This window comes from Staphylococcus sp. MI 10-1553, assembly GCF_010365305.1.
Taxonomy (GTDB): Bacteria; Bacillota; Bacilli; order Staphylococcales; family Staphylococcaceae; genus Staphylococcus.
In genome coordinates this window covers 2342396-2362770 of record NZ_CP048279.1, presented here as the reverse complement: position 1 = coordinate 2362770, position 20375 = coordinate 2342396, and the positions used below count along the sequence as shown (strand labels likewise).

Genomic DNA, 20375 nt, shown 5'->3' with positions numbered 1-20375 from the left:
ACAAGGAGCGATAACATGAGAACTTCAATAGGGATTGATATGGATGAAGTACTGGCAGATACGATGGGCGCGATTTTAGATGAGTTGAACCGCCGTACACAATTAGGTGTGACAATCGATCAAATCGCTGGAAAACGTATTTATGAAATCATGCCAGAACATACGAAAGAAATCCGTGATATTTTGGCATCAGATGGCTTTTTTGGCCGTTTAGATGTGATGAAAGATGCGCAAGAGGTTATTAAAAAATTAGCGGAGCACTATGACATTTATATTGTCACAGCTGCAATGGATGTGCCGACATCTTTCCATGACAAATACGAATGGTTGCTGAAACATTTCCCATTTTTAGATTCACAACAATTTGTGTTCTGTGGCCGTAAAGACATTGTCGCGACTGATTATTTAATTGATGACAATCCGCGTCAACTTGGGGGACATACAGGGAAGCCGTTGATGTTTTCAGCGCCGCACAATGAAGGGAATACCGATTTTGAGCGTGTGAATAACTGGAAAGAAGTAGAAGCCTACTTTTTCGGTAAAGAAGCATAACGTTTAAAAGCAGCATTTTTTAATTTCCAAACACGAAAAAAGCAGTGACGCCATTATAGCGTTTCACTGCTTTTTTTGATTTTATTCTCTAGTTATCTTTTGCTTGCCCTGGGTCTACCGTCAGCAATTCAATCGCTTGAGGGATGATTTCAATATCAACAGGTGTATTTAAAGAAATTTCACCATCGATATCGACGCGCATTGACGGCTCAGTATGCACGTGAATCTGACGACTTGGGATATGTTCGATATTGTCGCTAATTTCACTCCACGTCATACTATCACGTAAGCTAAAAATGTCTTTAAGAATGCTCATGCTGTAATTATTAAAAATAAACGTATTGAGCTCGCCGTCAGATGGAGACATTTCCATGAGCGGAATTTTGCCGCCACCGATAAAACGACCATTCGCAAATAACAACATGGACGTTTCACCTGTAAACGTTCGACCATCAATGTCTAATGTATAGTTGAAAGGTTTTGGATTAGAAAGTGTTTTAAGTGTTGACGTAATATAACTTAATTTGCCGAACAAGTCTTTAGATTTACCTTGTACATTTTCAGCATTTTGTACCATCAAACCAATACCTGCAAAGTTTAATACATAATGATCTTCAACTTTCATCACATCGTATTTTTGAGGTGAAGCAAGCAACAGATCTTGACTCGCTGGGCCTGCCTTAGTAGATAAATTCAGTGTTTTCGCAAAGTCATTAAACGTGCCACCCGGAATAATACCGACTGGAAGGTTTAAGTCATATTTTAAGACACCATTAATTAATTCATTGACCGTTCCATCGCCACCTAAAATGAACAGGACATCAATGTGTTCGCGATTGTCTTGTGCTTGTATATGTTGACAATACTTTTCGATGTCACCTTCATTTTCACTTAATTGAATGGTATATCTTTTGCAGAGTTGGGTAAGCGCGACAGTCACTTCACCCAAGCCTTCGTGTATTTTGTTGAGTCCTGAATGTTGATGATAAAAAAGAACGCCGTGTTCGTAATGTGGTGCCATAAGATTGCTCCTTTCAATTCACGTACACTCCATTGTATACCGCAATTGTGCTGATGTTAATCATGACAACTTCAATATATAAAAAAGGGTGAGTACACGAGGGATGTCCCAAATGTATACTCACCTTATTGTAATGTTAACGAATACCTTTCATAGCTCTTAAAATAAATGGCGAACCGATTACGGCTAAGAGAGCGACAACGATAGCGATGCCACCGATGAGACCGAAATAGTTTTGGTTCCCGATAATAGGTTGAAGTTTCACAAGTTGTGCATTGATTGCTTGTGCTGTTGCATTCGTTAACAACCATAAACTCATCATTTGAGAGTTGAAGTTTTCAGGTGCAAGTTTAACAGCTGAACTGTTTCCTGTTGGTGAAATACAAAGTTCACCAACCACACAAATGATATATGACAAAATAATCCATACAAACCAAATGTTGGCATCATTGTAAGCATAAATCACACCCATCATTAGCATGAACGAGCTACCTGCTAAAAATAAACCGATTGCGAACTTAATTGGTAAACTTGGTTCAAAACGCCCTAATCTTCTCCATAGCCAAGAAATGACTGGTGCGAAGACGACAATGAAAAATGGGTTAATCGATTGGAACCATGTCACAGGGAAAACACTTTCCCATCCGAATAAGTTGAAAGCAAGGTCTGCTTTTTCATCCGCGTATACAGCAAGTACGTTAGCCCCTTGTTCCTGAATCGACCAGAAAATGACGCCGACCACAAATAAAGGAATAAACGCGATAACACGTGAACGTTCGACATCTGTTGTATCTTTACTCACAATCATAATCGTAAAATAAACAAATGGTAATGCAAATCCTAAAACTAATACGATTAAACTCACTAAATTAAAAGAAAGTGTTCCAGTCATAGATGCAATCGCAACGACTACGACAATCGCAGCGATAATCAGACCGAAAATCATACCATACTTTTTCTTTTCTACTGGGCTTAAAGGATTCGGTGGTGCGACGCCGATACGTCCTAGATTACGCTTATGAAATAAAAGGTAAAAAAGGAGTGACAGCCCCATACCAATCGCAGCAATTAAGAAACCACCGTGGAAGTTACCTACATTTCTAAAGTGGTCTAATACGAGTGGTGAAATAAACGCCCCCATATTCACGGCCATATAGAAAATAACGAACCCTGAATCTACACGGCTATCGTCTTTAGGATAGAGACGACCCACAATATTTGAAATGTTTGGTTTCATCAGACCTGAACCTACAATAATAAAGAACATTGATGACAGTAATCCTGTTAAACCAAAGGGTAAGCTTAAACAAATGTGACCGATAATAATTAACACAGCACCATAAAACATGGAGCGTCTTGTCCCCAGTATTCGGTCAGCTACCCAGCCCCCTAAAATAGATGTCATGAAGATTAACGAGCCATACACAGCTATCAACGATTGAGCGAATGTTTTTTCGAGCCCTAAACCACCTTGACTAACATTGTAGTAAATGTAGTAAATCAATAGGGCACGCATACCGTAATAACTAAACCTTTCCCAGAATTCTACGGTATATAATACGCCTAGACCACGAGGATGACCGAAGAATCCTTTTTGAGGAATTTCTTGTACAGCTTTTTCGTGTGATAATTCTGACATTTCAATCAATCCTTCCTATCTGAACAAAACATATAATAGAAAGTTTACGCCTGATGAAAATAAATAGCAATTAGTTTTAAAAAAATAACAAAATTTAAAAAATTCAGACAAAAAATAAAGTGAGAAATGGTTTAATCATACACTATTTGTATCATTGTTGTTTGCTCCGCATAGATGGTATTGAACCTCTCATGACTAAAGTCACGAGTATTCTCGGTTTTTGATAAAGAGAGGGATGACAATGCATGTTTAAATCGACAACGCATGTTTGACGATGGAAGAAACGAATGTGGAGATGAAGTGTCGTAAGAAAGTTTTTTAAAAATAAATATGAGAGATTCAGCACGTCCATGCCAAAACCTCTCAGATGTACGAAAAAGTATTGAGTTTATTTCACGCCTTGCATTAAGTTTTTAATCAATGGTGTAATTAAAATTAAGATAATACCGATAGCGACCGCGAAGATTCCTGAATAAAGGAAGTACTCGTTTGTACTCATATGGACATAAATCTTCACCATTTGTGCATTTAAACCTTGCGCCATGGCGTTCGATAAAAACCATATACTCATCATTTGACCTGCAAATGCATCAGGTGCAAGCTTTGTTGTTGTCGATAAACCAATAGGAGATAAGCAAAGCTCGCCAAATGTCACGAGTAAGAAGCTCGCGACTAACCAGAACGGATTGATCAAACTGCTACTGTCTGGAATAATCATGATCAAATATGACAGGCCGGCTAAAATAACACCCAGTGCAAACTTTACGACAGTCGGCGGATTATAACGGCCCAACTTCACCCATAAAATTGAGAATAAAGGTGCCAAAATAATAATGAAAAATGGATTTAAAGATTGGAACCATGCTGGTGGGACATGGAAATCAATTAATCCCCCTGTGACTTTAGCTAATTCAAGTTGTGTTTTTGTATCAGAGAACTGTGCTAAAACCGTTGACCCTTGCTCTTGAATCATCCAAAAGGCAACAGACGCGATAAACAATGGAATGTATGCAAAAACACGTTTACGTTCATAATCAGCTGTTTTCTTGCTTAAAATGATTCTCGTAAATAAAAGAATCGGCAAGAGTACACCTAAAACGGTAATGACGTTTGAGAGTGTGCCAATTGTTAAGTGTCCTGTTGACTGCAGTACAACACCTATAAGGACAAGTACTACAACAATACTGCCGACAATTTTGATGAGTCTTGAACGTTCTTTTTTCGTTAATGGATCTGGCACTTCAACACCTGCAAGACCGAGTGACTTTTTATTCGTGAATAAGTATGCCAATAAACCGAAAAACATCCCTACAGCGGCAATAGCAAAGCCGACATGGAAACCGACATTTACTTGCACCCATCCGATAATCAGTGGTGAGAGTAATGCCCCTAAATTAATACTCATATAAAAGATAGTGAACGCCGAATCCATACGCGCGTCGTTCTTATCGTATAACAATCCTACTGTTGAGGAGATATTTGGTTTCAACAGACCTGTCCCCATAATTAAAAAGAGTAATGCGATAAGTAATAAGACGAGGCTGTTTGGGAGTGACATTAAAATGTGACCAAGCATGATGAGCACAGCACCATAAAACAGTGCGTGACGTGTGCCTGTGATACGGTCAGCAATCCAACCTCCGATGACGCCACTCATATAAACTAAAGCGCCGTAAATTGAAACGATTTGAAGTGCGACGCCTTGATCTAGGCCGAATCCACCTTTAGCTACTGAATAATAAATGTAGAAAGCTAAAATACCTTTCATACCGTAGTAACTAAAACGTTCCCAAAATTCTGTAAATACTAGCGTGCTTAACCCTTTCGGATGACCGAAAAAACCCGAACGTGGCGTACTGTTAAGGATTTCTTCTTTTGTATAATGCGAATTCATTGATAAATTCCCCCCAGTTCAAATAAAGTTAAACTTATTCTATAACTCATCGGTATCATACACAAGAATTTTTTATACAAAGAACATTTTACAATATATTTTTATGGCTATGTAAATATATATAGTTTTCTTCTTGATGTACAGTTGATCTGTTTTTTGTACGTATATTCCGACAGTGATAATATAAGTAGCTTGAATATATATATTGTAGTGTTAATTGTATTTGTGTCAATAGCATTTAGTTTGATTTAAAAAATATTTATAATTTCATCAAGTTAATCTCAAACTATTAAGATGAAAGCAATTAACAGACAAAAATTGGATAATTGTTTTAAGAAATATTACAAATTTTAATTGTTAGTTTCTTTTCTTAGTTAAGGTGTGTCTATTAAGCTAGGAGATTGTAAGCAGTCGATACTCATTTGTTAAAGATAGAGAAATATTAGCTCAATTCAACATTCTCCTACATATTCAGTGTAACAACTAGAAAAAATTTAAAAATTAGCTAGGTGTAGTTCAATGATGCCGAAATACTAAAAAACACTTGTAAACCAGTAAGAATGGGAATGTTATATGACAATGATTATTATAATAAAAATTCACGTATTGGTATTGCACTTCATAAAAACTATAGAGATATGGGTATTGGGGGAAAGGCTCTTGAATTGATTTATAATCATGCTACTAAAGAAATGGATATGATTAAAGTGTATGGAGAAGTGTATCAAATAAATTTAAGATGAAAAAAATGTTGGATAAGTGTGGATTTGTTTTTGAAAGAAGGTGATTATCATTATTAAAGAATGATGAACGAGTTTGTTTCTTTTTTACTCATTTTTTGTGTTAAATTTAGATATACTTATAGGTTTATAATATAAGGCGAAACCCTAATTCATGATTACGCAAATCAAGTATTAGGGTTTCGTCCCCTGATTGACTTTGCTTAACTCTAATCGTATTGCTTTTAACGATTATCGATTTTTTCTGGGTACATGTCATGATTCATGAGACGATGTTCCGCCATTTTTTCGTATTTCGAATTTGGACGACCATAGTTAGTGTACGGATCGATTGAAATACCGCCACGTGGTGTGAATTTGCCCCACACTTCAATGTAATGCGGATCCATCAACTCGATTAAGTCATTCATAATAATGTTCATACAGTCTTCATGGAAATCACCGTGATTACGGAAACTGAATAAATAAAGTTTTAATGATTTAGATTCGACCATTTTGACATTTGGAATATATGAAATGTAAATCGTAGCGAAATCAGGTTGCCCTGTAATCGGACATAAAGATGTGAACTCAGGACAGTTAAATTTAACAAAGTAATCACGATTTTGATGTTTATTATCAAATGTTTCTAAAACATCTGGACGGTAATCAAAGTTGTAAGTGTTGTTTTGGTTACCGAGAAGTGTAATATCTTGTAATTCGTTTTTTGAACGCCCTTCTGCCATGGGGAAGGCCTCCTTTAAATTATTTTGATGGTTGTTCACGATGCTTAGATCGCGCTGAGCGTCGTGCTTTTTCGAACATATAATAGCTTGCACTTAAAATAATGATATAACCGATGATGGCATAAAAATCAGGTGACTCATTGAATAAGATGAAGCCGATAATTGCTGTAAAAATAATAGACGCATAAGTGAATATCGAAATATCTTTGGCTGGTGCGTAACTATATGCGACTGTGATACCGATTTGACCTACTGCAGCCGACAGACCTGCTAAAATCAAGTAGACGATTTGAGTCAAACTCATCGGTTCAAATGTGAATGCGACAAATGGTATCAGTATGACAACTGAAAAGAATGAGAAATAAAATACAATCGTGTAAGGCGCTTCTCGTGTACTTAAAGCACGTACAGCCGTATAAGCTGAGGCTGCGAAAACACCTGATAACAGTCCGATAAACGCAGGAATGACATCAGATGAAAATTCAGGTTTGACGACGAAAAGCATACCTATGATTGCGATAACCATTGAAGTGATTTGATATTTTTGAATAAATTCCTTTAAAAAGATGAGGCTTAACAGTATCGTCCAAAAAGGATTCAATTTCATCAAAATATCGGCATCGCTTAACACCATGTGATCAATGGCATATATGTTTAACAGTACGCCCACTAAACCTAAAACAGAGCGTGTCACTAATAAAGGTTGACTGCTCAGTTTACCGAAGAAGGGCTGTTTATATTTAATAATAAAGAATAACGGAATAAACATGGCTACGAAATTTCGAGCGAGTGATTTTTGAAATACGGGTAAATCGCCGGATAGACGAAAAAAAACTGCCATAAAACTAAAACCAATAGCAGAAATTAAAATAGCGATGATTCCTTTCACTTTAGTATTCATGATATCGCCTCTTATTGATAAAAATTTGACTTATACATAGTAGCACAAAATGATACAACTTGCATTATATCTTGCAATTTTACTAAAAGGAGATACAATAAAAGAGAACGTATGTTCTGTTTTAGGAATCTATATAAACGTTCCGGTTAAGAAAGTCAAGTGAGACATGCACTTTCAATCAGAAAATAATTTTTTTGCTCTTCTAGTGGTTGATATCATCGCTTTTGATGACAATGGGTGACAAAAGTTCCAATTTATCTCTTTAAATTAAGAATAGAGTTCTGTATAATGAAACACATAATATAGTATGAGAGAACGAAATGAAACACAATATATAGTGTTTGAGAGATGACTAACAGCACAAGAATGGACAAAATCAATGGAGGTTTACACGATTTTGAACATTCTATTTCTTTGATAATCTACATATAGTAGCTGTGTCAATGTGTGTCATTATGAGATGCGAATAATGGCACGTTAGCAACTTTTTAACTTATTCTATAAATCAATTAATAGCAAATATATGTTCGTATTTTATTTAATAACATTTATATTGTGGATAAGAAAAAGTGACATTAAACAATACACGAATCATTTATCTCGTGAGAAAGGTGGTTATTCAGGATGAAAGTGGTATTTTATTCTTTTACGGGTAATGTGAGACGATTCGTTAAACGCACAGAACTTGATAACACACTAGAGATTAATGAAAGCAATGCCTCAGAAGAAGTGACTGAACCTTTTATTATTGTGACAGGTACAATTGGTTTTGGTGAGGTACCTCAACCAGTCCAACAATTTTTAGAAATTAATCATGAAAATTTAAAGGGTGTGGCTGCGAGTGGCAATCGTAACTGGGGAAGCAATTTTGCGAAAGCTGGCACGACGATTGCAGATACGTATCACGTCCCTTTACTGATGAAGTTTGAATTACACGGCAATAGTCAAGATACAACAGAATTTAAAGAGAAGGTGGTCAATTTTTATGAAAACTATGGAACAAAAACAGTACAAGCATATTGAACTTAACAACCAAGTGACTAAAAGAAATGAAAATGGCTTTTTCCAACTTGAGAAAGATCAAGAAGCACTTGCGATTTATTTAGAAGAGATTCAAGATAAAACCGTTCATTTCGACAGCGAATTGGAACGCCTTCACTTTTTGGTTGATAACAATTTTTATTACAATGTGTTTGAAGAATACAGTGAAGCACAACTTGTTGAATTGATTGCATTTACAATAGCAATTCCATTTCGATTTGCAAGTTATATGTCAGCAAGTAAATTTTTCAAAGATTATGCATTAAAGACGAATGATAAGTCACAATATCTTGAAGACTATCATCAACATGTGTTCATTGTGTCACTCTACCTTGCAAAAGGGAATGTTGACCTAGCGAAACAATTGATTCAAGCTATGGTCGAGCAACGTTACCAACCAGCGACACCTACATTTTTAAATGCGGGTCGTGCACGTAGAGGCGAGTTAGTTTCATGTTTCTTATTAGAAGTAGACGACAGTTTAAACTCTATTAACTTTATCGATTCAACAGCTAAGCAATTGAGTAAAATCGGTGGCGGTGTAGCGATTAACCTTTCGAAATTACGTGCGAGAGGTGAAGCGATTAAAGGCATTAAAGGTGTTGCGAAAGGTGTCTTACCGATTGCAAAAGCGCTTGAAGGTGGCTTTAGCTATGCCGATCAGTTAGGCCAACGTCCAGGTGCAGGCGCAGTGTACTTGAACATTTTCCACTATGATGTAGAAGAGTTTTTAGATACGAAAAAAATTAACGCGGATGAAGATTTACGTCTTTCAACGATTTCAACAGGCTTAATTGTGCCATCTAAATTTTTCGAGTTAGCCAAAGAAGGGAAAGACTTCTTCATGTTCGCGCCACACACGGTAGAACAAGAATATGGCGTAACATTGGACGACATTAATATTGAGGATTACTACGATGATCTTGTGGCCAATCCAAATATTATGAAGAAAAGTAAAGATGCACGTGAAATGTTAAATATGATTGCACAAACACAGTTGCAATCAGGTTACCCTTATTTAATGTTTAAAGACAATGCGAACCGTGTGCATCCAAATGCTAACATCGGTCAAATTAAAATGAGTAACTTATGTACAGAAATTTTCCAACTGCAAGAGACTTCAATCATTAACGATTACGGTGTAGAAGATGAAATTAAGCGTGATATTTCTTGTAACTTAGGTTCATTAAATATTGTGAATGTAATGGAATCAGATCAGTTTAGAAATTCTGTACACACAGGTATGGACGCGTTAACAGTCGTAAGTGACGAAGCGAACATTCAAAATGCGCCAGGTGTGAAAAAGGCGAACAGTGAATTGCACTCAGTAGGTTTAGGTGTGATGAACTTGCACGGTTATTTAGCGAAAAATCATATCAGCTATGAATCAGAAGAAGCTAAAGATTTTGCGAATGTTTTCTTTATGATGATGAACTATTATTCAATCGAACGTTCAATGCAAATTGCGAAAGAACGTGGTGAAGCATTTGCAGACTTTGATAAATCAGATTATGCAAACGGTCGTTATTTTGAACGCTATACTGCTGAAGACTTCTTGCCACAATCTGAAAAAGTAAAAGCGTTGTTTGAAAATCATCCTATTCCGACACGTGAAGATTGGCAAGCATTGCAAGCAGAAGTAGAAAAACATGGTTTATATCACGCGTACCGTTTAGCGATTGCGCCAACACAAAGTATTTCATATGTACAAAACGCAACAAGCTCAGTGATGCCAATTGTTGACCAAATTGAGCGTCGTACTTACGGTAACTCAGAAACGTTTTATCCAATGCCGTTTTTATCACCGCAAACAATGTGGTATTACAAATCAGCATTCAACATCGATCAAATGAAGTTGATTGATCTTATTGCAACGATTCAAACACATATTGATCAAGGGATTTCAACGATTCTATATGTTAATTCAGAAATTTCAACACGTGAACTGTCACGTTTATACGTATACGCACATCATAAAGGCTTAAAATCATTGTATTACACAAGAAATAAATTATTGAGTGTAGAAGAATGTACAAGCTGTGCGATTTAATATCGATGTCAATGTAGGAAGCTTTGCAATTGCCAATTGTTCATCAATGCTTAGAAACTTTATGTAAATTGAACTATGAGAAATAAGGCTAGGAAGATGGAATGTCCTAGCCTTATAACAGAAACGAACGTGGGGCAGGCGATGACTGAACGAGATTTCTATTTTAATCGTTCAGTCTTGCCAGAGTGGGACAGTACGTTAAGTAGCTGTCTCACTCGCAACTTTAAAAAATTTAGGGAATGGGGCACGCGTTTGGCCCCATTGTTTACACATCATAATAAAGATAGGAGCAGATAAGGTCAATGATAGCTGTAAATTGGAACACACAAGAAGATATGACGAATATGTTTTGGCGCCAGAACATTGCTCAAATGTGGGTGGAAACGGAATTTAAAGTTTCAAAAGATATCGCAAGTTGGAAAACTTTAACTGAAGCAGAACAAGAAGCGTTTAAAAAAGCATTGGCAGGTTTAACGGGTTTGGATACACACCAAGCTGATGACGGAATGCCATTAATCATGCTACATACGAAAGATTTACGTAAAAAAGCCGTTTACGCATTCATGGGGATGATGGAACAAATCCATGCTAAGAGTTATTCGCATATTTTTACGACGCTGTTACCTTCTAGAGAAACGAATGAGTTACTAGATAAATGGGTACTTGAAGAACCACATTTAAAATACAAATCTGAGAAAATTATTAGCAATTACCATAAATTGTGGGGGAAAGAAGCGTCTATTTATGATCAATACATGGCGCGTGTTTCAAGTGTCTTTTTAGAAACTTTCCTATTCTATTCAGGTTTTTATTATCCGCTATATTTGGCAGGACAAGGCCGCATGACGACATCTGGTGAAATTATTCGTAAAATTTTATTAGATGAATCGATTCACGGTGTATTCACTGGTTTAGACGCGCAAAGTTTACGTAATGAATTATCAGAAAGTGAAAAACAAAAAGCAGACACAGAAATGTATAAGTTATTAGAAGACTTATATGCCAATGAAGAATCGTATACACGTAGCTTATATGAACCGATTGGCTTAGCTGATGATGTCATGAACTATGTCCGTTATAACGGGAATAAAGCACTGTCAAACTTAGGATTTGAACCGTATTTCGAAGAGCGTGAATTCAGTCCGATTATTGAAAACGCACTCGATACATCAACGAAAAACCATGACTTCTTCTCGGTTAAAGGTGATGGTTATGTTTTGGCATTGAATGTAGAAGCATTGCAAGATGAAGATTTCATTTTCTAATCATTAAAGTATTAAAGAAGAGTGGAGCAACAGTACGTTCGAAAGGACATGTTGTTTCGCTCTTTTTTGATATGGAAAACAAGTTGATCGATATGTTCGTGATAGATGAACAGCACAGTCGAAACATTTGAGACACTATAAATAATTATTTTTGAAATGTTAAAAAGTAACGTAAGGCTATTAGTGTTTAGAATCACTAAATAAACGCTTTGATGAATGTGTTGTATGCATTGTTTAACGACGTCTTTCACTTCGTCATTGGGTTGTTGTAACCAAATAAGTTCTGAACATGTATGAGGTTCATGATTGATGATGTTTCCTGTCTAACGATTGACTTTTAAATAGTAGTCGATTCTTTTTTCTTCATATCTGGAACAAACATGCTTGACGTTAAGAGCTTCAGGATTTACAACAATATTTAATTCTTCAAATGATTCTCTCGTCGCTACTTGATAGGGCATCTCACCTTTTTCAATATGACCAGCGGGTGACGATAATTTTCCATTTTCATAACCTGTATTTGACCTTCTTAAATATAATTGATGACCGTCTTGTTCAATCACAATATATACGGCGGGAATCAGCTTATTTCTGTACATGCTATATCCTCCAATTGATAAGGTAGGACACTTCTCTTTACTTGAATATGACGAGATGTGAATCTTCTTCATCATACATCAATCGTCAAATGTTTATCAATTCACCTCAATAATTGCGATGACCATGCAATATATTTGATGACCTGTTTCGCTTGCTTATAGCGTTAGGAGGGATGATGTATGTGTTCAAGTAGATGGAGGATTAAGATATGTCTCAAGTACAAAAAAAGGATTGAATACACATCTCAATGACATGATTTCAATCCTAAAAGTATCGTTAAATTTCGAAATAATGGTGATAATGAAACTTACATCTGTTATTAAAATGTGCTTCACACTTAGGACAAGATTCGGTCATCATATACGTTTCAATCGACATCTCATAACCGCAAACGCCGCATAAAATAGCGCGCTCATCAAATTCATCCGAATGCCAACGCTTCGGACGATGTTTTTCAGATTCATTATGACATTTAAAGCAAGGATAATATTTATGACAACATTTAAACTTAATTGCGATCACATCGAATGGCGTATTGTAGTGTGTACAACGTGTTTCTTGGTCGACAGTCGCACCATAAACTTTCGGCATTGCATTCGCTCCTTAAACTTTTCTTTATTTCTCTAAATCTTCCCCAATAATACGAACTTCTCTTTCTAACTCAATCCCAAATTTTTCTTTCACGACGTTTTGGACATGATGAATTAAGTTTTCGTAGTCTGTAGCTGTCCCGTGATCCACATTCACCATAAATCCAGCATGTTTACGAGAGACTTCGACGCCACCAATACGATGCCCTTGCAAGTCGGCATTTTGAATTAGTTGACCTGCAAAATGACCGGGTGGACGACGGAAAACACTGCCGCATGATGGAAATTCAAGAGGTTGTTTAGATTCGCGTCGTTCTGTGAGATCATCCATTTTCTCTTGAATGTCTTCTTGCTTCCCAGGTGTTAGCGTAAAAGCAGCTTCCAACACGACATAATGCTGTTGTTGGATAATGCTATTACGATAATCCAATTCAAGTTCATTATGCGTTAATTTAAGCAACTCTCCACGTTCATCAATGACAAGTGCGTAATCGATCACATCTTTTACTTCGCCCCCATAAGCGCCTGCATTCATATAAACAGCGCCACCGATAGAACCAGGGATTCCACATGCAAATTCAAGCCCTGTTAATGAAACGTCACGGGCTTTTCGAGACACATCGATAATGGCCGCACCACTGCCTGCAATGATCGTCGCATCAGAAGTAACGATGTGATTTAATAAAAGTAAGCTCAAAACAATCCCTCGAATACCGCCGTCTCTAATAATAATATTTGAACCATTTCCCAAATAGGTCACTGGTATGTGATGTTCATACGCATATTTCACGACTTTTTGTACATCTTCATAACGTTCAGGTGAAATATAAAAATCCGCATTCCCTCCAGTTTCAGTGTAAGTATAGCGTTTTAATGGTTCATTTACCTTAATAATACTTGCAGGAATCAGTTTTTCTAAATCCTGTAAGATGCTAGAATGATTCACAAATAACATCCTTTCTGTTCGTTATAATCCATAGTGTTTTTGCCAACTATAAATCAATTTTTCATATTTGATGGTCTTTACAAAGTAAGTTTGGTATTTTTAGACTTAATTATATTTTAACTGTTTTAATAGAACGCGTCATGTATGAACCTTTTTATGTTGCGTATTGTTGAAGTTGTTTAAACCATTGCTTTTTTAAGTTTTCATAATCTCGGATAGGCATGAATTGTTGTACGAGAGAGGCTTTTTGGGCTTTAAAAAATTGAATGGCTGCTGGATGATGCGTTAATAATTCGTGAAATTGTTGATATTGTTGGAAAGTAGGCGTGTGCATTTGAATAATATGTAAACGGACTTCTTGCTTTAATTCATTCAGATTATTAAATTTTGCCATCACGACTTTCTTTTCATAAGCATGGTGTAAGCGATAAAATCCTGCATAGTTTAATCGCTTTTCATCTAAAGACGTAATGTCATGCAAATTTTCAACACCGACTAAAATATCTAAAATGGGTTCAGTCGGATAATTAAAATGAAAAGTACCGCCAATATGCTGTGTGAACTTCACTGGTGAGTCTAAGAGATCAAACAAAATGTGCTGATTTTTTTCGTATTGTGTCGCATAAAATGTCTGTTGATTTTCAATCGTAAAAGGTTGGACATGACGATACATATGAAGGCCTCCTTGAGTGTCCTTTTGCGTAATTCTGCATTACTATATCATATATTATTTTCAAGTTAAATACGTTTATGTATAATACGAATTGAATAAGAGGTGCAGCGATGAAAAAATGGATAAAAATGATCATTTTAAGTTTCCTGATGATTGGCAGTCTTACCGCATGTATGGCATCATCTCAAAAGCAGATGCATGCATTCGATCAACAAATGAAGACTGTCGCAGAAAAAGAACGCATTGTGAATCAAACATTGGAACAAATGAATTTAAACCAACTTTATGATTTGAGTCAAACAGATACGACAGATGCGAACAAGCAAGCGTTTGATCAACTTAAAAAGCAAATTGACGATAAATTAAAGCCAGAGATGAAAGCGTATCATCAAGAGGCCAAAGCACTTACTGAACAAAATAAAGATTTGAAAGCGTTGAAGTCTACATATTTAGAGGGAATAAAGGGTAAAGAAAAAGTAATTGAAAAATTGGAGCAGTTTATCGTACTCTGCCAAAATTCAATACGTGCGAATGAAAACATACTTGATTTCACACAACAATTTGAAAAGTATCGCAGTCGTGTAGAGACACAAATAAGCAGTGCGAAACAAACGTCGCAAGGCATAGAAGATAGCACAAAATTAGAAGCACGACTCGATGAAAATAATCGGCACATAAAAGATAAAGCAGAGACTTCTATCCGTGAAAAAGATGGGAAGGCACAAATGCAGGCGATTCAAGAAGAAGTGATTCCGTTAGTTCAAACACAGATTAAAGATTTAAATGAAATGCAATTACGAGATGAGATGACGAACCGCGCACGACAAAATGCAGTTCAAATGTATTACAGTCTTGAGCGCTATTATCAAGAACGTCTCAAAACGATTGAATATAATCAAAAATTGGCTCAGGCGAATATCCGTAAACTCATTACGAAAGCTAAAGATTTAGATAGCTACAACGCACCGTACGAAAATCAGCGTGATCAGTTGAATTCAAGTTAACGGAATCACTTTGGTTAATATTGGGTGTTTCGGTAGATGAGCAGTAGTTTAAAAATTAAAGGTTAACAAGCCTATATTATGTGTGTATAATGGTAAACATTGAGAAAAGTACTTAGTTATTTTAGATAAAAGACAAACAGAAAATCTACTTAGAGGTGAAGAGAATGGCGATTAAGCTAACTTCGATTGACCAATTCGAACAAATGATTGAAGAGAATCCATATATATTTATTTTAAAACATAGCAATACTTGTCCGATTTCGGAAAACGCGTTCGACCAATTTAATAAATTTTTATATGAACGTGATATGGATGGTTACTATGTAGTTGTTCAAGAAGCACGTGAATTATCGGATTATATTGCTGAAAAGACAGGTGTCCAACATGAATCACCTCAAGCGCTTTATTTCGTAAACGGTGAGGTAAAGTGGCACGACAGTCATAAAAATGTGAATGTCTCTGAACTTGCGAAAGCTGAGGAATAGGCTGGCATTGATTGATAATGGTTGAATCGATGTGATGATCTGTCATGATCGATAGACCCTGAAAAGCGTAAGCAAGAAATATTTGAAAATATATGAAAGCAACACACGTGATAAACTATGATGTGTTGCTTTTTATTTTGATAAGTGACATGAGCGTGATGCGTGCGTATCACCGTGAGAATTGAGTTAAGAGGTTTAAATGAGTTGTTCGGTTCATTTGTACACTTTTGAAGGTCAAGGCTATAATATAGAATAATGAGTTTGGAAGTTATAAACAGATATCAAATCATTAAGGCATATGACAAATCACACGAGATGTTGAACATAAATATTTGAGAGATAAGAGGGTGACCACATGAAAATATTAGTAGCTATGGATGAATTTAATCACATTATTTCAAGTTATGACGCGAATCGCTATGTAGAAGAAGGTGTGGCGAGTCAAATCGAGGATGTAGATATTGTACAAGTCCCACTATTTAATGGGAGACGAGAATTATTAAATGCCATTTTTTTATGGAAATCTGGTACACAATATCAAATTCCAGTACATGATGCGGCGATGCATGCTGTAGACGCAACGTATGGTCAAACAGATGACGGCATTACCGTTATAGAAGCAGGGCAGTTTTTAAAAGGGACGTTACCACTTGTGCAACAGACAAGCTTTGGTTTAGGCGAAGTGATGCGTCATGCTTTAGATAAAAACGCGCAACATATGATTATTTCAGTAGGTGCTATGGATACATTTGATGGTGGCGCAGGAATGTTACAAGCTTTAGGTGCACAGTTTTATGATGATGAAGGTCGAATCGTTGACATGACAAAAGGTGGCGGCCAAATCAAACATGTACGTCGTATTGATCTCGAAGGGTTGCATGAAGGTTTGAAGCAGTGCCGTATTCAGATTGTGACAGATTTTGAGAGTAAGTTATACGGAAAACAGAGTGCAGTCATGAAAACATATCCAAATCTTCAAATCGACCGAGAAGAAGCGGTGATTATTGATAATTTACTTTGGTATTGGAGTGAATTGTTTAAACATCAGCATCATATCGTGCTAGGTACGGTTGAAAGAGGCGGTGCGGGTGGCGGTATTGCGGCAACGTTGCATGCATTATTTAAAGCGGAAATTCATACGAGTCACGAATTAGTTGATCAAATTACAGGTTTGAATGCATTAGTGAAACAAGCGGACTTAGTTGTATTTGGTGAAGGTATTGATGAACAAGACGAAATGATTGAAACGTCTTCATTAAGAATTGCTGAACTATGCCAACAATATGATAAGCTAGCCATCGCACTATGTGGTACAGCGGATAAATTCGAACGATTCGAAGCACTAGGTGTGACAGGCATGTTCAACACGTTTATAGAGATGCCCAAAACATTCATTGATTTCAAAATGGGGATACAGTTAAGAAATTATGCCGTACAAGCCATTCGATTGTTGCGTACATCGTTTAATTAATAAGAAATACATGGAAAGAGACTGGGAATGTTAAGTTTTCCAGTCTCTTGATCGTTTAAGAGGCATTGATGATATTATAATCATCAAACCCCACTATACCGCTCTCTTTTTATAAGGCTTATTTTTCAGTTACTTTTTGTACGATGCCTAAGATGACTTGTACGGCTTGTGCCATGACATCGATAGAAGCATATTCGTAAGGACCGTGGAAGTTATCACAGCCTGTAAATAAATTCGGTGTCGGTAGGCCCATAAAGGAAAGTTGGGAACCATCTGTACCGCCACGAATAGGTTCAGTATTCGGTGTGATATTAAGTTCAGCATAAACCGCTTTTGGAATGTCGATAATATGTTGAAGCGGCGTAATTTTTTCTGCCATGTTTCGATATTGGTCATTGATCACGAGATGAACAGGATCATAATAATAACGTGCATTCATCTCTTTTTGAATCGCAATGAGTTGTTGCTTTCGATTTTCAAAAGAAGTGCTGTCATGATCACGAATGATATACTGTGCAGTCGCTTTTTCAACGTTACCATTCATTTCCATGAGGTGGAAGAAACCTTCGTAACCTTCCGTGTGCTCTGGAACTTCATTGGCAGGTAACGCTTGATGAAACGTATTAGCTAAATTTAGCGCGTTGACCATTTTATCTTTAGCAGAACCTGGGTGAACATTCACACCCTCAAACGTAATTTTAGCTTCTGCCGCGTTAAAACTTTCAAATTGTAATTCACCTAACTGACTGCCATCCATTGTATAGGCAAAATCCGCATCAAAACGTTCAACGTCGAATTTGTGAGGACCACGACCAATTTCTTCATCAGGGGTAAAGCCGACACGAATACGACCATGTTTAATTTCTGGATGTGCAATCAAATATTGGAGTGCTTCCATAATTTCGACTACACCTGCTTTATCATCGGCACCAAGTAGTGAAGTTCCGTCTGTTGTCATTAATGTATGCCCTTTGACTTTAAGGATATCTGGAAAGACTTCGGGATTGATTTCACGGCCAGAAGTACCTAAAGTGATGACGCCGCCGTCATAATTGTCTATCATTTGTGGGTTTACATTTGCGGCGTTGAAATCAGGTGACGTATCCACATGCGCTAAAAATCCGATCGTAGGTGCATCTGTTTCAATATTCGCTTCTAATGTGGCAAATAGGTAACCGTGATGATCTAAATCGGTATCGAGGCCCATCGCTTTTAATTCACTTTCTAAAAGATGAAGTAAATCCCATTGACGCTCAGTAGAAGGGGTTGTCTCGCTATTCGGATTAGATTGTGTATTGATTTTAACGTAACGTGAGAGTCTTTCGATAATTTGTTCTTTCATACTTAACGCTCCTTTTTTTATCTACTTAGATACGGTTGTTCATATGGTATCCTTTACGATAATGCTTTCCTTTAAGTTTACCATAAGCATGTTTAAGTCGTGTATAGATGTAGTAGAAGATTTCGGCACAAAGAATACCGAATGCGATGGCACCTGATGTTAAAGTCACTTCTAAAAATTGATTCACTGCAGGCGTATAAGCATTTGTTACGAGTAAACGGGTTGCTTCATATGCTGCACCACCAGGCACTAATGGAATGATACCTGGCACAATGAAAATAATGACAGGGCGCTTATAACGACGGCTCATCGTATGACTCATAATCGCAAGGATAAAACTTCCTAAAAAAGCAGCCATGACAATCCCATAGTTCATATCGACTGTAAATTTATAAATGGACCAACCCATGGCACCTACAAAGCCTGATGCGAGTAAAAGGCGTTTTGGCGCATTGAAAATGATTGAAAATAACATCGTTGAAACAAAGCTGATTAGAAACTGTGCAATATAATAAAAAATATAAGTCAATGTCCTCACACCTTTCTAGAAAATAAGTAATACAATCGCAACGCCGGCCCCAATCGCAAATGCAGTGAGGGCAGCTTCTACACCACGTGACATGCCTGCTAAAAGTTCACCAGCCATTAAATCACGAATGGCATTTGTAATTAAAATTCCTGGTACTAGTGGCATGACGCCAGCAATGGTAATAATATCCTGATTGATAGCCCATCCATTTTTAGTGAAAAAAGCGGCCACTGCAATTACAACTGTTGCACTAATGAATTCTGAGAAAAATTTAATTTGAATAAAGCGTTGGACTAAGTCGAATGTTAAAAATGCAGCGCCTCCTGCAATAACGGCATAAATAAAATCATGTCGAACACCGCCGAACATAAATAAAAAGAAACCACATGCGATAGATGCAGCTAAAAACTTAATGATAAATGAATATTGTAATGAAGCGTGCTCTAAGTGAATCAGTTCCGCTTTTGCTTCGTCTAACGTTAACGCATTACGCGAAATCTTTCTTGAAATATTGTTGGCGAGTGCAATTTTTTCTAAGTCTGTCGTCCGTTCACGTACACGAACAAGACGTGTATTCGTTCGGTCATTCAGTGAAAAAATAATCGCTGTTGATGTTACAAAGGCGTATGTATCTTCTAGACCAAAGCTCGCTGCAATACGGCCCATTGTATCTTCTACACGATATGTTTCTGCGCCACTTTCCAACAAAACCTTACCAGCAAGTAGGACGACATCAATGACTTTGTTTTCATCAATAATCGTGAGTGCTTCTGCCATGGCTGTGTCTCCTTTCATCTCAATCAATAGTCAGTCTACATGGGAATAATACCACTTGCAATAGTTAATACTTAGTTTTTATGAAAGTTTTAAAATGGTGATTTGGCAAATGAATGAAAATGAAGTGGGG

General features: G+C 36.8%; 20 protein-coding genes. 8 read left to right on the top strand and 12 right to left on the bottom strand.

Annotated features, from left to right (window positions below; genetic code table 11):
* Positions 1 to 15 precede the first annotated feature (15 nt).
* On the top strand, positions 16 to 552 hold the full coding sequence (locus GZH82_RS11145) for a 5' nucleotidase, NT5C type (RefSeq protein WP_162682536.1): 537 nt from the start codon (positions 16 to 18) through the stop codon (positions 550 to 552).
* Positions 553 to 640: 88 nt separating this feature from the next.
* Here the strand turns inward: GZH82_RS11145 and GZH82_RS11140 are convergent, their stop codons facing one another.
* The 3 genes from GZH82_RS11140 to GZH82_RS11130 form a co-directional block, all read right to left on the bottom strand.
* On the bottom strand, positions 641 to 1573 hold the full coding sequence (locus GZH82_RS11140) for a diacylglycerol/lipid kinase family protein (RefSeq protein WP_162682535.1): 933 nt from the start codon (positions 1571 to 1573) through the stop codon (positions 641 to 643).
* Positions 1574 to 1709: 136 nt separating this feature from the next.
* Positions 1710 to 3212 carry a peptide MFS transporter gene (locus GZH82_RS11135; RefSeq protein WP_162682534.1) on the bottom strand — a complete coding sequence of 501 codons (1503 nt, stop codon included), beginning with the start codon at positions 3210 to 3212 and terminating at the stop codon, positions 1710 to 1712.
* A gap of 388 nt (positions 3213 to 3600) precedes the next feature.
* On the bottom strand, positions 3601 to 5106 hold the full coding sequence (locus GZH82_RS11130) for a peptide MFS transporter (protein ID WP_162682533.1): 1506 nt from the start codon (positions 5104 to 5106) through the stop codon (positions 3601 to 3603).
* A gap of 560 nt (positions 5107 to 5666) precedes the next feature.
* Between GZH82_RS11130 and GZH82_RS11125 the strand changes: the two genes are divergently transcribed.
* Positions 5667 to 5849 (top strand): GNAT family N-acetyltransferase, encoded by a 183-nt coding sequence (locus GZH82_RS11125; RefSeq protein ID WP_162682532.1) that lies wholly within the window; start codon positions 5667 to 5669, stop codon positions 5847 to 5849.
* Positions 5850 to 6070: 221 nt separating this feature from the next.
* On the opposite strand, the gene queF is transcribed toward GZH82_RS11125, so the two are convergent.
* Together queF and GZH82_RS11115 are read right to left on the bottom strand one after the other, a co-directional pair.
* Entirely contained in the window at positions 6071 to 6571 is a 501-nt protein-coding gene (queF, locus tag GZH82_RS11120; RefSeq protein ID WP_162682531.1) for a preQ(1) synthase, read from the bottom strand.
* A 19-nt stretch (positions 6572 to 6590) separates the two neighbouring features.
* Complete coding sequence (locus GZH82_RS11115) at positions 6591 to 7472, bottom strand: DMT family transporter (RefSeq protein ID WP_162682530.1); 882 nt, start codon at positions 7470 to 7472, stop codon at positions 6591 to 6593.
* Positions 7473 to 8096: 624 nt separating this feature from the next.
* On the opposite strand from GZH82_RS11115, the gene nrdI reads away from it, so the two are divergent.
* From nrdI to nrdF, 3 genes are all read left to right on the top strand, one after another.
* Positions 8097 to 8495, top strand: a complete 399-nt coding sequence (nrdI, locus tag GZH82_RS11110) for a class Ib ribonucleoside-diphosphate reductase assembly flavoprotein NrdI (protein ID WP_162682529.1) — start codon at positions 8097 to 8099, stop codon at positions 8493 to 8495.
* A complete protein-coding gene (nrdE, locus tag GZH82_RS11105) occupies positions 8458 to 10563 on the top strand; it encodes a class 1b ribonucleoside-diphosphate reductase subunit alpha (protein WP_162682528.1) in 2106 nt (701 codons plus the stop codon). Before nrdI ends, nrdE begins: the two co-directional genes overlap by 38 nt.
* 302 nt (positions 10564 to 10865) lie before the next feature.
* On the top strand, positions 10866 to 11828 hold the full coding sequence (nrdF, locus tag GZH82_RS11100; protein WP_162682527.1) for a class 1b ribonucleoside-diphosphate reductase subunit beta: 963 nt from the start codon (positions 10866 to 10868) through the stop codon (positions 11826 to 11828).
* A 323-nt stretch (positions 11829 to 12151) separates the two neighbouring features.
* Here the strand turns inward: nrdF and GZH82_RS11095 are convergent, their stop codons facing one another.
* From GZH82_RS11095 to GZH82_RS11080, 4 genes are all read right to left on the bottom strand, one after another.
* A complete protein-coding gene (locus GZH82_RS11095) occupies positions 12152 to 12427 on the bottom strand; it encodes an NUDIX domain-containing protein (RefSeq protein WP_162682526.1) in 276 nt (91 codons plus the stop codon).
* 277 nt (positions 12428 to 12704) lie between these two features.
* A complete protein-coding gene (locus GZH82_RS11090; protein ID WP_162682525.1) occupies positions 12705 to 13019 on the bottom strand; it encodes a CHY zinc finger protein in 315 nt (104 codons plus the stop codon).
* Positions 13020 to 13043: 24 nt separating this feature from the next.
* On the bottom strand, positions 13044 to 13973 hold the full coding sequence (gene murB / locus GZH82_RS11085) for a UDP-N-acetylmuramate dehydrogenase (RefSeq protein WP_457853028.1): 930 nt from the start codon (positions 13971 to 13973) through the stop codon (positions 13044 to 13046).
* Between the two features lie 145 nt (positions 13974 to 14118).
* Positions 14119 to 14637, bottom strand: coding sequence for a GrpB family protein (locus GZH82_RS11080; protein ID WP_162682523.1), 519 nt, complete (start codon positions 14635 to 14637; stop codon positions 14119 to 14121).
* 110 nt (positions 14638 to 14747) lie between these two features.
* Here GZH82_RS11080 and GZH82_RS11075 point away from each other — a divergent pair, with 110 nt between their 5' ends.
* The 3 genes from GZH82_RS11075 to GZH82_RS11065 all read left to right on the top strand — a co-directional run bounded on the left by GZH82_RS11075 (position 14748) and on the right by GZH82_RS11065 (position 17597).
* Positions 14748 to 15641: an EMYY motif lipoprotein gene (locus GZH82_RS11075; protein WP_162682522.1), complete on the top strand. Its 894-nt coding sequence runs from the start codon at positions 14748 to 14750 to the stop codon at positions 15639 to 15641.
* 164 nt (positions 15642 to 15805) lie between these two features.
* Positions 15806 to 16126 carry a bacillithiol system redox-active protein YtxJ gene (ytxJ, locus tag GZH82_RS11070; protein WP_019166129.1) on the top strand — a complete coding sequence of 107 codons (321 nt, stop codon included), beginning with the start codon at positions 15806 to 15808 and terminating at the stop codon, positions 16124 to 16126.
* 355 nt (positions 16127 to 16481) lie between these two features.
* On the top strand, positions 16482 to 17597 hold the full coding sequence (locus GZH82_RS11065) for a glycerate kinase (protein WP_162682521.1): 1116 nt from the start codon (positions 16482 to 16484) through the stop codon (positions 17595 to 17597).
* Between the two features lie 118 nt (positions 17598 to 17715).
* Here GZH82_RS11065 and pepT read toward each other — a convergent pair whose 3' ends face one another.
* The 3 genes from pepT to GZH82_RS11050 form a co-directional block, all read right to left on the bottom strand.
* Positions 17716 to 18939 (bottom strand): peptidase T, encoded by a 1224-nt coding sequence (gene pepT, locus GZH82_RS11060; protein ID WP_162682520.1) that lies wholly within the window; start codon positions 18937 to 18939, stop codon positions 17716 to 17718.
* A 25-nt stretch (positions 18940 to 18964) separates the two neighbouring features.
* Positions 18965 to 19414, bottom strand: a complete 450-nt coding sequence (locus GZH82_RS11055; protein WP_236653948.1) for a threonine/serine exporter family protein — start codon at positions 19412 to 19414, stop codon at positions 18965 to 18967.
* 69 nt (positions 19415 to 19483) lie between these two features.
* Positions 19484 to 20245 carry a threonine/serine exporter family protein gene (locus GZH82_RS11050; RefSeq protein WP_162682519.1) on the bottom strand — a complete coding sequence of 254 codons (762 nt, stop codon included), beginning with the start codon at positions 20243 to 20245 and terminating at the stop codon, positions 19484 to 19486.
* Between the last annotated feature and the right edge of the window lie 130 nt (positions 20246 to 20375).

Coding starts and splice junctions, on each gene's coding strand:
- queF (WP_162682531.1), bottom strand. CDS start 6,571: ATGGCAGAAGGGCGTTCAAAAAACGAATTACAAGATATTACACTTCTC.
- GZH82_RS11080 (WP_162682523.1), bottom strand. CDS start 14,637: ATGTATCGTCATGTCCAACCTTTTACGATTGAAAATCAACAGACATTT.
- nrdE (WP_162682528.1), top strand. CDS start 8,458: ATGAAAACTATGGAACAAAAACAGTACAAGCATATTGAACTTAACAAC.
- ytxJ (WP_019166129.1), top strand. CDS start 15,806: ATGGCGATTAAGCTAACTTCGATTGACCAATTCGAACAAATGATTGAA.
- nrdF (WP_162682527.1), top strand. CDS start 10,866: ATGATAGCTGTAAATTGGAACACACAAGAAGATATGACGAATATGTTT.
- GZH82_RS11050 (WP_162682519.1), bottom strand. CDS start 20,245: ATGGCAGAAGCACTCACGATTATTGATGAAAACAAAGTCATTGATGTC.
- murB (WP_457853028.1), bottom strand. CDS start 13,973: ATGTTATTTGTGAATCATTCTAGCATCTTACAGGATTTAGAAAAACTG.
- GZH82_RS11090 (WP_162682525.1), bottom strand. CDS start 13,019: ATGCCGAAAGTTTATGGTGCGACTGTCGACCAAGAAACACGTTGTACA.
- nrdI (WP_162682529.1), top strand. CDS start 8,097: ATGAAAGTGGTATTTTATTCTTTTACGGGTAATGTGAGACGATTCGTT.
- GZH82_RS11075 (WP_162682522.1), top strand. CDS start 14,748: ATGAAAAAATGGATAAAAATGATCATTTTAAGTTTCCTGATGATTGGC.
- GZH82_RS11065 (WP_162682521.1), top strand. CDS start 16,482: ATGAAAATATTAGTAGCTATGGATGAATTTAATCACATTATTTCAAGT.
- GZH82_RS11145 (WP_162682536.1), top strand. CDS start 16: ATGAGAACTTCAATAGGGATTGATATGGATGAAGTACTGGCAGATACG.
- GZH82_RS11095 (WP_162682526.1), bottom strand. CDS start 12,427: ATGTACAGAAATAAGCTGATTCCCGCCGTATATATTGTGATTGAACAA.
- GZH82_RS11140 (WP_162682535.1), bottom strand. CDS start 1,573: ATGGCACCACATTACGAACACGGCGTTCTTTTTTATCATCAACATTCA.
- GZH82_RS11115 (WP_162682530.1), bottom strand. CDS start 7,472: ATGAATACTAAAGTGAAAGGAATCATCGCTATTTTAATTTCTGCTATT.
- pepT (WP_162682520.1), bottom strand. CDS start 18,939: ATGAAAGAACAAATTATCGAAAGACTCTCACGTTACGTTAAAATCAAT.
- GZH82_RS11135 (WP_162682534.1), bottom strand. CDS start 3,212: ATGTCAGAATTATCACACGAAAAAGCTGTACAAGAAATTCCTCAAAAA.
- GZH82_RS11130 (WP_162682533.1), bottom strand. CDS start 5,106: ATGAATTCGCATTATACAAAAGAAGAAATCCTTAACAGTACGCCACGT.
- GZH82_RS11125 (WP_162682532.1), top strand. CDS start 5,667: ATGGGAATGTTATATGACAATGATTATTATAATAAAAATTCACGTATT.
- GZH82_RS11055 (WP_236653948.1), bottom strand. CDS start 19,414: ATGTTATTTTCAATCATTTTCAATGCGCCAAAACGCCTTTTACTCGCA.